This is a genomic window from Kordiimonas marina (assembly GCF_023006325.1).
Classification (GTDB): Bacteria; Pseudomonadota; Alphaproteobacteria; order Sphingomonadales; family Kordiimonadaceae; genus Kordiimonas; species Kordiimonas marina.
In genome coordinates this window covers 52,244-65,784 of the sequence record NZ_JAINDF010000004.1, presented here as the reverse complement: position 1 = coordinate 65,784, position 13,541 = coordinate 52,244, and the positions used below count along the sequence as shown (strand labels likewise).

Here is a 13,541-nt window from a genome sequence, read left to right as displayed (position 1 = left end):
GATCATTTCTGCCAGCGGATAAGATGCTGCTCAGCCGGGATGAAGGCGTCCTCATGGAAGGGGATGACCCGGGCCGTGTAGGCCGCCGCGGGGCGGTCAGTCGGGACGCGCAGGCTATAGACATAGCCATGTTCCGCGCCTGGGGCCGTGTCGCTGCGTTTCATGGTCTGCCGGAACGTGGGCTTGTCCTCCATGGGGGCGGCATAAAGCTCGACCCGCACCTGGTCCGCGCGCAATTCCCCAAGATAAAGCCTGACCTGATAATCCCATTCTTCCCCTGCTTCACTGACGGTTACCTCGCCAAAGTGGATTTGGCTCCAGTGGTCGGTCAGCTCCTGTTCCCAGTCATGGAGAGCGCGGGCCTTCTTGGCGCCGCCATCAAGCCGGGCATGGTAGGCCGCCGAGGCGGCGGTGTAGAAGCCGTCATAATAGTCACGCACCATGCGGTTGGCGCTGAAATGGGGGGCCAGCGTTGCCATGCTTTCGCGTATCCGGGCGACCCAGGCCTGGGGAATGCCGCCTTCATGGCGGTCATAAAATTCGGGGGCGACCTCTTTTTCCAGAAGCTCATAAAGCTTGATGGCGTCTTCCGCATCGGAGGTGGAGCAATGATCCCCCAGCACCCAGCCTGCTTCGGGCTTATGGGCTTCGGCCCACCAGCCGTCGGGGACGGACAGATTCAGCCCGCCATTCACCAGGACCTTCATGCCGCTGGTGCCGCAGGCCTCCATCGGCGGGCGCGGCGTGTTGACCCACAGGTCGACACCGGCGACCATTTCCTGGGCGAGCCCGATATCGTAATCCTCCAGGAAGACGGCATGGCGGCGGACTTCCGGCCGGTTCACGAACTCCAGCCATTCGGCCACCATGGCCTTGCCGGCCTTGTCGTCCGGGTGGGCCTTGCCTGCGACAATCAGCTGAACAGGCCTGTCCGGCGCGGTCAGAAGCCGGATTAGCCTCTCCGGGTCGTGCAGAAGCAGGTTCGGGCGCTTGTAGGCAGTGAAGCGGCGGGCGAAGCCGATGGTCAGGACGTTGGGGTCAAGGGCCGCGCGCACCTCGGTTTCCTGCGCTGACGGGCGGGATGCAAGCTGCCTGTCCAGGCGGAAGCGGACATTCTCGATCAGGTCGGCGCGCTGGTGCGCCCGGAAGGCCCATAGCCGGTCATCGCTCAGGCAATGGATATTTTCCGCCAGGCCTTCGGTGCTGTCGCGCCAGCGTTCCCGGCCGCAGCAGTCGGTCCACAAGGCATCGGCCCACTGGGAATCCCACGTTGGGGTATGGATGCCGTTGGTGACGTGGCCGACCGGGACCTCGTGATCCGGCCAGCGGGGGTAAAGCGGTTGGAACAGACGCTTGCTGACCAGCTCGTGCCGGGCGCTGACGGCATTGATGTGGGCCGAGCCCCGAAGCGCCAGCCAGCTCATGTTGAAAGGCTCGCTGTCATTGTCCGGGTCTTGTCGGCCGAGCGCGAGGATACGGTCAGGGTTGACCCCGTACCGGCTCAAGTAATCCTGGATGAAGTGCGCGGGGAACGGCAGTTGCTCCAGCAGGAAGCGGTCGAAGCCTGCGCTCACCGGTGTGTGGGTGGTGAAGATATTCCCGGCCCGCGCCGCCCAGAAGGCGGGCCAGAAGCTGAGTCCGGTGCGCGCCATGACAGACAGGGCACGGGCCAGCACCACAAGCGCGGCATGGCCTTCATTGAGGTGGCAGACGTCGACGTCTATGCCCATGGCTTCAAGAACGCGCCAGCCGCCGATCCCCAACACCAGTTCCTGCAGGAAGCGCATTTCGCTGCCGCCGCCATATAGCTTGGCGGTGATGCCGCGGTCTGCTGCACTGTTCAAAAGATCATTGCTATCGAGAAGATACAGCGTAACCCGCCCCACGGTCGCCTGCCATACCCTTAAGGAAAGCTGGCGGCCAGGCAGGTCCAGTTTGATGCGCAGGCGTGTGCCGCCGTCGACCATCACCGGTTCGATCGGCAGGCTTGCCGGTTCGTTATAGGGATAGGTTTCCGCCTGCTGGCCATGGCCGTCGATATATTGGCGGAAATAGCCTTCCTGATAGAGAAGGCCGACCCCGACGAGCGGGATACCCAGGTCGCTTGAGGCTTTCAGATAGTCGCCCGCCAGGATGCCCAGGCCCCCGGCATAAAGCGGCAGCGCTTCGGAGAGGCCGAATTCCATGCTGAAATAGGCGATGCCGTGCGGCTTGGGCTGGTCCTTCGGCAGTTGGCCAAACCAGGATGGGCGCTCCTGATACTGGCGTCGTTCTTCGGTGAGGTCATCGAGAAGCTTCAGGAACGCCTTGTCTTTCGCCAGCGCTTCCAGCCGGTCCTTGGGCAGATACTGCAGGATGAACCAGGGGTTGCCTGTGCGCTCCCACAGATCGGGATCGAGGGTGCGCCACATGGCGTCGCCTGCGTGGCTCCAGGTCCAGAAAAGGTCCAGCGCCAGCTCGCGCAAGGCGGAAAGACGCTCCGGTAACGGACGCGCGTGTCCTGACGGCATAAATCGTCGCTCTTCTGTTAGGCAGCCTTGCCCATGCGCCCAGTTTTCAGTCCCCCGCAAGGGCAACTGTGGCTTGGCGCAGGGGCTGCCTGTTCAGCTTTTGGTCGCGGTTTTAGTGCGGCTTTTGGCGGTTTTCTTGGCCGGTGCGGCTTTGCGTGTCGCAGCTTTCGCGCTCGCGGCCTTCACGGATGCCTTCTTCGCCGGTGCGGGCTTGGCTTTTGTCGCGCCATTACCGCTCGCCTTTTTCGCCGCAGCTTTCTTCGGGGCTGCCTTCTTGGGCGCGGCTTTATCGGGGGCCGACTTGGGCGCATAGAGGTGGGCCAGTTCGGCTTCGGCCTGCAGCCAGTGCTCAACATGCTGGCCGTCAGGGCGGCCGGCCTGTTCCCAAATCAGGTAGCTGCGTTTGGCGATCTGGTCGTGTTGTAGTCTTGTCATGCTTCAGTCTCCCGGGGTGCGATGATCAATTGTTCGTCGTCAAAGGATCGGCCTGCCGGAGGGAGAACGGAACCGGCAGCGCGCGGGCGCTGTAATGTTCCGTCTGGCCTACCGGGGGCATGTGGTATGGCCGGGCACGTACCAGTTTACGGCTGATGGCGCGCCGGTCAAGGGCATCTTGGGTGATAAGCGCGATGCCGTCGGGCGTGCGCGTGAACCAGCGGGCGTCCTCGGTGATATCCTCACCGGCGACAAAGCCGTCCGGGATTTTGCATCCGGCGGCGACAATGACGCGTTTGAGGCAGGCATTCGCCCCGACCTGGACGCCGGGCAGCAGCACGCAGCCGTCGAGCCGAGCGTTCATGCCGACCGTCACATCCTGCGACAGCAGCGTATCTTTTACTGTTGCACCGGCAACAGTAACGCCCGGGGCTGCAACAGTATGCGCGACACTGCCGCGGCAGCCGATGCCGATATCGAACCGGGCGGGCGGACGCGCCTGATAGGAAGACCGGACCGGCCAATCGGGATCGAACAGATCGAGCGCCGGATGACCGCCCGCGAGATCGAGGTTCGCCTGCCAGTATGAATCGAGCGTGCCGACATCGCGCCAGTAGGGGGCTTCACCGGGAACAGCGCCGGCGCAGCTGTCCCCGAACCGGTGGGCGATGATTTTGGCGCGGCCGATGAGCGCGGGCAGGATGTCATGGCCGAAATCATGGCCTGACGATTCCCTGGCGGCATCCTCGGCCAGTACTTCAGCGAGGAAGTCTGCGCGGAAAATATAGATGCCCATGCTGGCGAGGGCATGAAGCGGGTTGTCCGGCATCGCCGGTGGATGCGCGGGCTTTTCAACGAAATCGGTGATGTTACCGGCGGCGTCAGTCGCGACAATGCCGAAGCCGGAAGCTTCGCCCGTCGGCACCTCAACGCAGGAGACGGTGACGTCCGCACCCTTTTGCAGGTGTTCGGCCAGCATGAGGCCATAATCCTGCTTATAGACATGGTCGCCCGCGAGGATCAGCACATGCTTGGCGCCGTGGGCGCGGATGGCATCCAGGTTCTGGTAGACCGCGTCGGCAGTTCCCTTGTAACCGATGCCGTCCGAGCTGGCCTGTTCAGCCGGCCAGGCGGCGACGAATTCCCCGAGGTGAGGGGACAGGAAACTCCAGCCTTCCTGAAGGTGGCGGTGCAGGCCCTGGGCGCGATACTGGGTGGCGACGCCGATCTTTCGGATACCGCTGTTGAGGCAGTTGGAGAGCGGAAAATCAATCAACCTATAAGTGCCGCCGAACGGCAGCGCCGGTTTGGCGTCGGTGGCGCCGAGGTCCTTGAGACGGGTACCCTTGCCGCCCGCCAGCACAAGGGCAAGCGTGTGTTTCAGGGCATGGTCCAGATTTCCACTAAGTCGATGCACGGTTCGATCCTCTCGTAGCATGACCACTAGCCAATGATTAGATAACAACCATTCGTGTCAGGAAATTGACACCTGTCAATTCATTCGGAAAAAGTGGGAAGGGAGGTCAGCGCGCGCGGCGGAAGGTGAGGTTGAAACGCTGGTCACCGGTCAGCGGATGGCGTGACCGCACGAGCGGTTTGACACCGTGATAGACCAGCCGGGACGGCCCGCCGAAGACGAGCACATCACCGTCATGGAGCGGGATGATGAGCGGGCTGCCGCCGCGCTTCAGACCATAGAGCTGGAAGTCCGCCGAGACGCCGAGGGAGACCGAGACGATCGGCCAGTTCTTGTCGGCCTCATCCAAATCCTGATGCGGACTAAGGCCTGTTCCGGGCTCGTAACGATTGATCAGGCAGGCATCCGGCGTGAAATCCCCGAAGCCCGCTTTCTTGGCGGCACGGGTGGCGAGGTTTAAAAACACCTCGGGCAGGGCGGGCCATGGCGCGCCGGAGACCGGGTCTTCGGGCAGGTAGCGGTAGCCCTGCGGCGTGGAGACCCAGCCGTAAGACCCGGCGTTTGTCATCGCCACTTTCATCGGCCGTCCGCCCGGTGTGACCATGTGCCGGAACGGGGCTTCGTCGGTGATATTTTTTATCGCGGGCAACAGCTCTGCACTGTCCGCGAAGCCGGAAAGCAGCACGACTCCGTCCCGGATGACCTCCTTCTCGGCGCGCAGGGGTGCGAACAGGTCGGTCATTACCACTATGCCTCAGCGCGCGTCATGAAAGATGATGCCGAGGGTGAAACGCTCCCCCGCCGTGATGTCACTGACCCCGTGCCGGAGCGCGGTCCGGTAATAGCCGCGGCTGCCCTTGTTCGGCCGTTCGTTGACCGCGAACAGGATCATCTGGCCAAGACGGACAGGCACCACAGCAGAGCGGGACTGCATCCTCGGCCGGTTTTCCACCAGCACGAATTCGCCACCGTCGAAGTCCGTGCCCGGCTGACTGAGGAGAAGTGCGGCCTGGAACGGGAAGTAAACGTCGCCATACAGGTCCTGATGCAGGCAGTTATAGTCACCGGCCTTGTATTTGAGCATCAAGGGCGTCGGGCGCAGTTGGCCTGCCGCGTGGCACCGGGCGGCGAACTCGGCATGACTTTCGGGGAAGCGGACATTGCGCCCGAGCCGCTCCGCCCAAGTTTGCGCGACCCTCGAGAGCGGCGGGTAGAGCGTTTCCCTGAGTGTCTGAACCCTATCCGGCAGGGGATAGGCGAAATATTTATATTCGCCGCGCCCGAAATTGTGCCGGGCCATATGGATGTGACTGCGCCAGCCGGTGTCCTTGTCATAAAGCGCACGCAAGTCCGCGCATTCCTCCGGCGTCAGCAGCGGCGGTGTGAGCGCGAAGCCGCGCTCCAGAAGCTGGGTGCCGAGCGTTTGCCAGTCAAGCGCCTGAAGACGGGCCCGAAGGTCCACCCTGAGGGGGTGCATGGGCGCATTCATGCCTTTTTCTCCCGGCTAAGCAGCACGCGCTTGCGCTCAACGCCCCAGCGGTAGCCGCTGATGCCGCCGTCCGAGCGCACCACACGGTGGCAGGGGATGGCGACAGCGATGCGGTTGCTGGCGCAGGCCCGCGCAACCGCGCGCACGGCTTTCGCGTCTCCGATCGCTTCGGCAACCTCCTTGTAGCTCGCGGTCTCCCCGGGCGGGATCGCCTGCAGGGCTTGCCACACTTTCTGCTGGAAGGCGGTGCCCTGAATATCAAGCGGCAGGCCTGCTTCCGGTTTTGCGCCGGTTTCGACCAACGCGAGCGCGGCATCAGCCCAAGCATCGAACACCGCATCGCCGGCGGTCAGCGTGGCGTCCGGGAAATCATGGCTGAGGGCTTCCGTGAGCGCCGTATCGTCATCCCCGAACTGGATCATGCAGATGCCTTTGTCCGTCGCGGCGATCAACATACGGCCGAGCGCAGAGGGGCGAATGCTATAGCGGACCGTCTGCCCCTTGCCGCCCGCTTTGTAGGCCTTGGGGCTCATGCCCAGGAAGCCATCCGCCTTTTCATAGAAGCGGCTGCTGGCGCCGTAGCCTGCGTCATAGATAGCGTCCGTGACCGTGCCGCCCGTCTTGAGCCCGGCCTTGACCGCCTTGGTGCGGTGCGCCGTGGCGTAGGCCTTGGGGGTGACGCCGGTCACTTCCTTAAAGACACGGTGGAAATGGTGCGGGCTCAGGCCCGCGTGTGCCGCGACGTCTTCGAGGGTTGGCGAGGTTTCGGCGTCCTCGATGAAGCGGCAGGCCTCGGCAACCATGGCGGCGCGCGCCTGCCAGCTTGGTGTGCTATCGGGGCGGCAGCGTTTGCACGGGCGGAAGCCCGCGGCCTCGGCTGCGTCCCGGTCGTTATGGAAGGCGACATTCTCACGGTTCGGCAGCCGCGCCCCGCACGAGGGGCGGCAATAGACGCCGGTGGTAGCGACCGAGAAATAGAACTGGCCGTCGGCGGTTTTGTCCCGCGCCCTCACCGCCTGCCATTTTTCCGCGTCTGTTTTGAAGCCGGTCACGTTTGTGCCCATCATATCCATCGTCTGTATGGTCATCCTCTTCTCCTGTCGTCGGATGGTCAAGCTTTCCACCAGCCTAGAGCGCCCGAACGGGCTGGGCTTTCCGGTCCTTGCTGTCGAATTCAAAAAGTTTCCGAATTCAGCATCAAGAAACGGAACGCGGGGGATGCACGCGCCTGCTAGGGCTTCGGAAAACCCGAGACACACGACAGGAGATAGAGATGGGCTTTCAGGTTACAGGACTTCCAAGCACCCCATTTGAGCATCTGTTTGGCAAAAGCGATGCCGACCTCGCGGCGCTCGGCGCCCGCGCCTATGTGGCGGACAGCGACGTCGGCTTCCCCTGCCGGGTGGAAATGCGTGATGCACAGGCCGGGGAACGGGTGATCCTGGTCGGGCATGAACATCTGCCGGTGGCGACACCGTACCGGTCTTCGCACGCGGTCTTCGTGCTTGATGGTGCTAGGGCGGCCGCGCCGGTTTTGAACGGGGTATCGCCATATCTCAGCCGTCGCCTGCTGTCCGTCCGGTCATTTGGCGCGGACGGCATGATGCTGGATGCCGACGTGTGCGAAGGCCGGGATGCGGCCAGGCTTTTTACCCGGTTGCTCGCGAATGGGGACGCAGAATACCTGCATGTGCACACGGCCAGACGTGGCTGTTACCTCGCGCGTGTCGACCGGGCTTAAAAAGGCGCTAAAAAGGCGAGACACGGCTTGCCAAACGGCAGGAAAACACGCACAAGGGGGCACAGGTTCCGGGTTTCGGCGCGACCGCCGGTGCCCGGCCGTTTTACACCCAATTGTATTTGCCCGTGAGGACGCCATGTTTGCTCATCTGACCCCGCTTCCCGCCGACCCGATCCTGGGTCTTTCAGCCCTTTCGAAAGCCGATACCAACCCGAAGAAAGTTGACCTCGGTGTAGGTGTTTATAAGGACGATAACGGCAAGACCGTTATTCTGGGCGCGGTACAGGCGGCGTATGAGCATATGGTCGAGACCGAAGGCAGCAAGGTCTATATCCCGCCTGTTGGCTGGCCCGGTTTCACCGATGCCTGCCAGGAACTGGTGTTCGGAGAGGCCATGAAGGCCGACCTCGCGCCCCATATGGCTGCGATCCAGACGCCGGGTGGCTGTGGTGCGCTGCGCCTCGGCTTCGACCTTGTTCATCAGGCAGCACCCGAAACCACGGTCTGGGTCAGCAACCCGACCTGGGCCAACCATGTGCCGACGCTTCAGGCCGCGGGCCTCAGCCACAAGGTTTATGACTATTATGACCGCGAAAACAGCACGGTCGATGTCGATGCCATGCTGGCCTCGCTCGAAGGCGCCAAGGCCGGTGACCTCGTCCTCCTGCACGCCTGCTGCCACAACCCGACTGGCGCTGATCTGCCGGCCGATGCCTGGGGCAGCATCATCGAACTGATGACCAAGAAGGGCCTCGTGCCGTTCCTTGATATGGCCTATCAGGGCTTCGCCGCAGGGCTCTCGGAAGATGCCGCTGGTGTCCGTCAGGTGTTCGAAGCCATGCCGGAAGCCGTGCTGTCCTACAGCTGCTCCAAAAACTTCGGCCTGTACCGTGAGCGTACCGGTTGCCTGATGGTCAAGGGCAGCCAGAAGGACGCGACGGCGGCGCTGACCACCAACCTCGCCAAGATCGCGCGCACCAACTATTCCATGCCGCCGGCACACGGTGCCGCACTGGTGACCACCATCATGCAGAATGAAGCGCTGAAGCAGGACTGGATGGATGAGCTGGCCGCCATGCGCAAGCGCATCAACAGCCTGCGCGCCTCGTTCGTGAACGCGCTCAGCCCGTATGGTCTCGACAACCGCTTCGGTGCGGTCGCGGGCCAGACCGGCATGTTCTCGCTCCTCAATCTGACGCCGGAGCAGGTGCAGCAGCTGCGGGCCGAGCGCTCGATCTATTTCCCGGACAATGGCCGCATCAACGTCGCGGGCATGACCGAAGCGAACATTCCGTACCTGGCGGAATCGCTCTCGAGCCTGTTCTAAGGCCTTCACAAAACTGCCTGGCCGGGTTGTAAGCCCGGCCAGGTATGCCCACATAGGGCGGACTCTAAGCTGTTGCCGCCTGCGCGTCCTGCAGGCAGGATGACGGCAGCCAACATATCCGAAGCGAGCCCGCCTTATGACCGATACCGCCCCGGCGCCCAAAGCCGCCGAAAATCCCCCGTCCGAAAATCCCAAGGCCGAGAATCATTGGCAGACCGTCAAACGCCTGCTGCCTTACCTGTGGGTGAAGGGCCGGGGTGATCTCAAGGTGCGGGTGGTCGCAGCACTCGCCTTCCTCGCGCTCGCCAAACTGATTGGCGTTTATGTGCCGTTCCTTTTTAAGGACGCGGTCGATGCGCTGACGCCGCACGCCAAGCCGGACGCGGCCACGGTCGCGCTCGTACTTCCGCTCGGGCTCATCCTCGGCTACGGCACTGCACGCGTGCTCGGGCAGCTGTTTGGCGAACTCCGTGACGCCGTGTTCGTGCGGGTGGGCCAGCACGCGCTTAGGCGGATTGCGCTCAACACCTTCCGGCACCTGCATGCGCTGTCGCTCAAGTTCCATCTGGAACGCCGCACTGGGGGCCTGAGCCGGGTGATCGAGCGCGGTACGCGCGGGATCGACTTTCTCCTGCGCTTCATGCTGTTCAATATCCTGCCGACGCTTTTGGAGATCGTGCTGATCTCCAGCATCTTCTGGACCAAGTTCGGCGTCATGTATGCGCTTATCACCTTCGTCTGCCTTATCAGCTATATCTTCTTCACCATCATGGTGACCGACTGGCGGCTGAAGTTCCGGCGTGAGATGAACGAGCAGGACACGAAGGCCAACACCAAGGCGATCGACAGCCTCCTCAACTTCGAGACGGTGAAATATTTCACCAATGAGGAGCACGAAGCCCGGCGCTATGACAGCGCGCTCGCGGGTTTTGAAAGCGCGTCTGTGCGCAGCCAGCTGTCGCTGACGCTCCTCAACGTCGGGCAGGGCTTCATCATCACGCTCGGGCTGGTGGCCGTTCTGTGGATGGCGGGGCAGGGCGTGGTCGATGGCCGCTTCACCATTGGTGATTTCGTGCTGGTGAACTCGCTGCTCATTCAGATTTACATGCCGCTCAATTTCCTTGGGTTTGTGTACCGGGAGATCAAGCAGTCGCTGGTCGACATGGAAAAAATGTTCGGCATCATCGGCACCCATTCCGAAGTGACGGACAAGGCGGATGCGAAAGCGCTTGATGTGAGGGGCGGCCATGTGCGTTTCGAGGGCGTGACCTTCCACTATAATGAGGCGCGACCGATCCTGAAGGGCATCGACTTCGAGGTGCCCGCAGGCACGACCACCGCCATCGTCGGCGCGTCGGGTGCGGGCAAATCCACCATCTCGCGTATCCTGTTCCGCTTCTATGACGTCACGGGCGGGCATGTGTTGATCGACGGGCAGGATATCGCCTCGGTCACGCAGAAAAGCCTGCGCGAGAAGATCGGCGTAGTGCCGCAGGACACGGTGCTGTTCAACGACACCATCCGCTACAATATCCGCTACGGCCGCCCGGACGCGACCGATGCCGAAGTGGATGAAGCCGCCCGGCTCGCACATATCCATGATTTCATTACCGGTCTGCCGGAAGGCTATGACACCGAGGTCGGCGAACGCGGGCTCAAGCTTTCAGGCGGCGAGAAGCAGCGGGTGGCGATTGCGCGCACCATCCTCAAGAACCCGCCGATCCTGCTTCTGGATGAAGCCACCTCCGCGCTCGACAGCCATACCGAGCGGGACATCCAGGCCTCGCTCGATCAGATCGCCGAGGGCCGCACCACCATCGTGATCGCGCACCGGCTGTCGACCGTGGTGAACGCCGAGCAGATCCTGGTGCTGGATGCCGGGGAGATTGTCGAGCGCGGCACGCATGACGCGCTCATCGCCAAAGATGGTCTTTATGCCCGCATGTGGCAGAAGCAGCAGGAAGCCTCGAAGGCCCAGGAAAAGCTCGCGGTTCTCGCCGAGGCTTAAGCCCGCAAAATACAAAAGGGGAACCCTGGGGTTCCCCTTTGCGCACGTCAGCTTTTCCCAAGAGACTTAGAAAACAATGTCCATCGAGGAAAGGTCGCTGGTTGTGATACCGACGAGGAAGATGCTGTCGCCGCCACCGGTATCGATCATCAGGCCGGCCTCACCGTTGACGGTTGTCTCGGTCGCCGCGGCGGTCAGGTCCGTCACGCTGGTGAAGTCGGTTGTGGTGTTGTGGATGAAGAGCGTGTCGTCGGTGGTGCTGAAATCCTCCACCACATCATCCCCGTGGCCTGCGGCGAAATAGAAGGTGTCGTTGCCGGCACCGCCATAAAGCGTGTCATTGCCAGCCCCGCCGAAGATGTCGTCGTTGCCGTCCCCGCCTGAGAGCGTATCGTCACCCGACCCGCCATAGAGAGAGTCGTCGCCGTTGCCGCCGGTGACATCGTCATTGCCGGCCGAGGAATAGATGCGGTCGTTGCCGTCCCCGCCGTCAATGGAATCGTCGCCGGCGTCGCCGCCTGCGTAAATACGGTCGTCGCCGCCTTCGCCATAGAGCGTATCGCTGCCGGTACCGCCGCCGATGACATCGTCGCCGTTGGCGCCGTAAACGGTGTCATCGCCGTCGCCGCCCCACAGGCTGTTGTGGGCGATGCCGCGGTTGATTTCCTCGCCGTCATCGAAATGGCCGTTGCCGTTGCTGTCATGCCAGCCGCCGCCCACCAGGACGTCGTTGCCGGTACCGCCATAGAGGCTGTCGCTGCCGTCATTGTAGCCGTTTTGGGAGGCTGCACCGCCAATGAGCGTGTCGTTGCCGGCACCGCCGCCAACAGCATCGTTCCCAGCGCCGCCGATGCACTCATCGTTGCCGTTGTCGCCGTTCCCCGCGTAGATACGGTCATTGCCGTCGCCGCCATCGATCGTGTCGTTGCCGGGGCCGCCGGTCATATAGTCGTTACCGTTATGGCCATGCAGGTCGTCGTTGCCGTCACCGCCATGGTTTTCTTCCCCTTGCGGCGTGTCAATATAGTCACCGGTCATGTAGGCGGGATCCGCGGGGGTGCCGCCCCAAATGTTATCCTGGCTCATTGTGCTGCTCCTGATACGTGGCGGGACGCTGTCCTATGCAACCAATCCCCGCATTTTCCTTCCGCCTCTTTGGAAGATGCCGCTTCGCTGTTTCTTCCTTCGGCCGTTATGTGGAGATTTTTATAGGAAGAGCTGCGGGCTGCCCTTGAGTTATGTCAAATGTGCGATTTTATTGATCCAGGAGGGCTGGCAGGACCATCTTGAGAATAAGCCTGAAGCCTAAGTGCTTGCCTTTAAATGCAAAAGGGGAACCCGCAGGTTCCCCTTGACTGCACTGCAGTCTCTCTCGGGAGGCTTAGAAAACTATGTCCATCGAGGAAAGATCGCTGGTTGTGATGCCGGCGAGGAAGATGCTGTCGCCGCCACCGGTATCGATCATCAGGCCGGCTTCGCCATTCAGGGTGGTCTCGGTCGACGCGGCGGTCAGGTCCGATACGCTGGTGAAGTCGGTCGTGGTGTTGTGGATATAGAGGGTGTCTTCGGCTTTGCTGAAGTCCTCAACCACATCGTCACCATGGCCTGCGGCGAAATAGAAGGTGTCATGGCCCGCGCCGCCGTAAAGCGTGTCATTGCCGGACCCGCCATAGATCTTGTCGGTGCCGTCCCCACCCGAGAGCGTATCGGCCCCGGAGCCGCCATAGAGCGTGTCGTCGCCGTTGCCGCCGAGAACATCATCATTGCCGGCTGAGGAATAGATGCGGTCGTTGCCGTCACCGCCATCGAGGGAGTCGTCGCCCGCGTCACGGCCAGCGTAGATATCGTCGTTGCCGGCTTCGCCATAGAGCGTATCGCTGCCATTGCCGCCGCCGAGGACATCGTCGCCGTTGGCGCCATAGACGCTGTCGTCGCCATCACCGGCCCACAGGCTGTTGTGGGCGATACCGTGGGTGGTTTCTTCACCGTCATCGAAGTGGCCGTTGCCGTTGCTGTCGTTCCAGCCGCCGCCCACCAGGACGTCGTTGCCGGTGCCGCCATAAAGGCTGTCGCTGCCGTCGCTGGAACCATTCGCTGCATCGTCGCCGATCAGCGTGTCGTTGCCTGCGCCACCACCCATCTGGTCGTCGCCCTGGCCGCCGACAAATTCGTCGTCGCCATTGTCGCCTGCGCCGGCCCAGATATGGTCGTTACCGTCGCCGCCTTCGATGGTGTCGTTGCCTGCGCCGCCGCTCATGGAGTCGTCACCCGAACCGCCCTGATGGCTGTCGTCGCCCGAACCACCATGGAACTCGTCGTTACCATGGCTGTCGCCATTGCTGGTGTCGGTGCCAGTGCTGGTGTCGTCGTTGCCATCACCCTCGGTGTCTCCCGCTTGCGGGACGGTGTTGATCTGCATATCGGCGGGAATGTTGTCCCAAGTTTCGATCTGGCTCATTTCAGTGCTCCTAGATGTCTTGCGGGGCGTCCCCTCCAAAGTTCAGCCCCAGAATAATCTTCCTTCTGCAGGTAAGACGCCGCTCAGCGAACATCACCCCCACACGCGCGCAGAAAAATATGCGCGTGAGGGCAGGTACGGTCCTTGAATGTGGTC

Annotated in this window: 10 protein-coding genes and 1 pseudogene; 3 read left to right on the top strand and 8 right to left on the bottom strand. The window is 62.4% G+C overall.

The window, feature by feature from the left end:
- Positions 1 to 2: 2 nt before the first annotated feature.
- The 6 genes and pseudogenes from glgP to ada all read right to left on the bottom strand — a co-directional run bounded on the left by glgP (position 3) and on the right by ada (position 6,939).
- Positions 3 to 2,510: an alpha-glucan family phosphorylase gene (gene glgP / locus K6118_RS09655; RefSeq protein ID WP_247120143.1), complete on the bottom strand. Its 2,508-nt coding sequence runs from the start codon at positions 2,508 to 2,510 to the stop codon at positions 3 to 5.
- A 93-nt stretch (positions 2,511 to 2,603) separates the two neighbouring features.
- A complete protein-coding gene (locus K6118_RS09650; RefSeq protein ID WP_247120142.1) occupies positions 2,604 to 2,945 on the bottom strand; it encodes a DUF2934 domain-containing protein in 342 nt (113 codons plus the stop codon).
- A 169-nt stretch (positions 2,946 to 3,114) separates the two neighbouring features.
- Positions 3,115 to 4,383, bottom strand: a pseudogene (gene glgC, locus K6118_RS09645) (glucose-1-phosphate adenylyltransferase); the annotation flags it as partial.
- A gap of 85 nt (positions 4,384 to 4,468) precedes the next feature.
- Entirely contained in the window at positions 4,469 to 5,104 is a 636-nt protein-coding gene (gene alkB, locus K6118_RS09640) for a DNA oxidative demethylase AlkB (protein ID WP_247120140.1), read from the bottom strand.
- 12 nt (positions 5,105 to 5,116) lie between these two features.
- Entirely contained in the window at positions 5,117 to 5,851 is a 735-nt protein-coding gene (locus tag K6118_RS09635; RefSeq protein ID WP_247120139.1) for a 2OG-Fe(II) oxygenase, read from the bottom strand.
- Positions 5,848 to 6,939: a bifunctional DNA-binding transcriptional regulator/O6-methylguanine-DNA methyltransferase Ada gene (ada, locus tag K6118_RS09630; protein WP_247120138.1), complete on the bottom strand. Its 1,092-nt coding sequence runs from the start codon at positions 6,937 to 6,939 to the stop codon at positions 5,848 to 5,850. The genes K6118_RS09635 and ada overlap by 4 nt, the downstream gene beginning before the upstream one ends.
- Before the next feature lie 185 nt (positions 6,940 to 7,124).
- Between ada and K6118_RS09625 the strand changes: the two genes are divergently transcribed.
- The 3 genes from K6118_RS09625 to K6118_RS09615 all read left to right on the top strand — a co-directional run bounded on the left by K6118_RS09625 (position 7,125) and on the right by K6118_RS09615 (position 10,927).
- Positions 7,125 to 7,592 carry a DUF1203 domain-containing protein gene (locus K6118_RS09625; RefSeq protein WP_247120137.1) on the top strand — a complete coding sequence of 156 codons (468 nt, stop codon included), beginning with the start codon at positions 7,125 to 7,127 and terminating at the stop codon, positions 7,590 to 7,592.
- 136 nt (positions 7,593 to 7,728) lie between these two features.
- A complete protein-coding gene (locus K6118_RS09620) occupies positions 7,729 to 8,919 on the top strand; it encodes an amino acid aminotransferase (protein WP_247120136.1) in 1,191 nt (396 codons plus the stop codon).
- Positions 8,920 to 9,055: 136 nt separating this feature from the next.
- Positions 9,056 to 10,927 (top strand): ABCB family ABC transporter ATP-binding protein/permease, encoded by a 1,872-nt coding sequence (locus tag K6118_RS09615; protein WP_247120135.1) that lies wholly within the window; start codon positions 9,056 to 9,058, stop codon positions 10,925 to 10,927.
- A gap of 66 nt (positions 10,928 to 10,993) precedes the next feature.
- Here the strand turns inward: K6118_RS09615 and K6118_RS09610 are convergent, their stop codons facing one another.
- Together K6118_RS09610 and K6118_RS09605 are read right to left on the bottom strand one after the other, a co-directional pair.
- A complete protein-coding gene (locus tag K6118_RS09610) occupies positions 10,994 to 12,013 on the bottom strand; it encodes a calcium-binding protein (RefSeq protein ID WP_247120134.1) in 1,020 nt (339 codons plus the stop codon).
- Positions 12,014 to 12,308: 295 nt separating this feature from the next.
- Positions 12,309 to 13,385 (bottom strand): calcium-binding protein, encoded by a 1,077-nt coding sequence (locus K6118_RS09605; RefSeq protein WP_247120133.1) that lies wholly within the window; start codon positions 13,383 to 13,385, stop codon positions 12,309 to 12,311.
- Between the last annotated feature and the right edge of the window lie 156 nt (positions 13,386 to 13,541).

Bases quoted from the DNA above. Each gene is read 5' to 3' on its own strand.
- alkB (WP_247120140.1), bottom strand. From the start codon at position 5,104: ATGACCGACCTGTTCGCACCCCTGCGCGCCGAGAAGGAGGTCATCCGG.
- K6118_RS09650 (WP_247120142.1), bottom strand. From the start codon at position 2,945: ATGACAAGACTACAACACGACCAGATCGCCAAACGCAGCTACCTGATT.
- K6118_RS09610 (WP_247120134.1), bottom strand. From the start codon at position 12,013: ATGAGCCAGGATAACATTTGGGGCGGCACCCCCGCGGATCCCGCCTAC.
- K6118_RS09635 (WP_247120139.1), bottom strand. From the start codon at position 5,851: ATGAATGCGCCCATGCACCCCCTCAGGGTGGACCTTCGGGCCCGTCTT.
- glgP (WP_247120143.1), bottom strand. From the start codon at position 2,510: ATGCCGTCAGGACACGCGCGTCCGTTACCGGAGCGTCTTTCCGCCTTG.
- K6118_RS09615 (WP_247120135.1), top strand. From the start codon at position 9,056: ATGACCGATACCGCCCCGGCGCCCAAAGCCGCCGAAAATCCCCCGTCC.
- K6118_RS09625 (WP_247120137.1), top strand. From the start codon at position 7,125: ATGGGCTTTCAGGTTACAGGACTTCCAAGCACCCCATTTGAGCATCTG.
- ada (WP_247120138.1), bottom strand. From the start codon at position 6,939: ATGACCATACAGACGATGGATATGATGGGCACAAACGTGACCGGCTTC.
- K6118_RS09605 (WP_247120133.1), bottom strand. From the start codon at position 13,385: ATGAGCCAGATCGAAACTTGGGACAACATTCCCGCCGATATGCAGATC.
- K6118_RS09620 (WP_247120136.1), top strand. From the start codon at position 7,729: ATGTTTGCTCATCTGACCCCGCTTCCCGCCGACCCGATCCTGGGTCTT.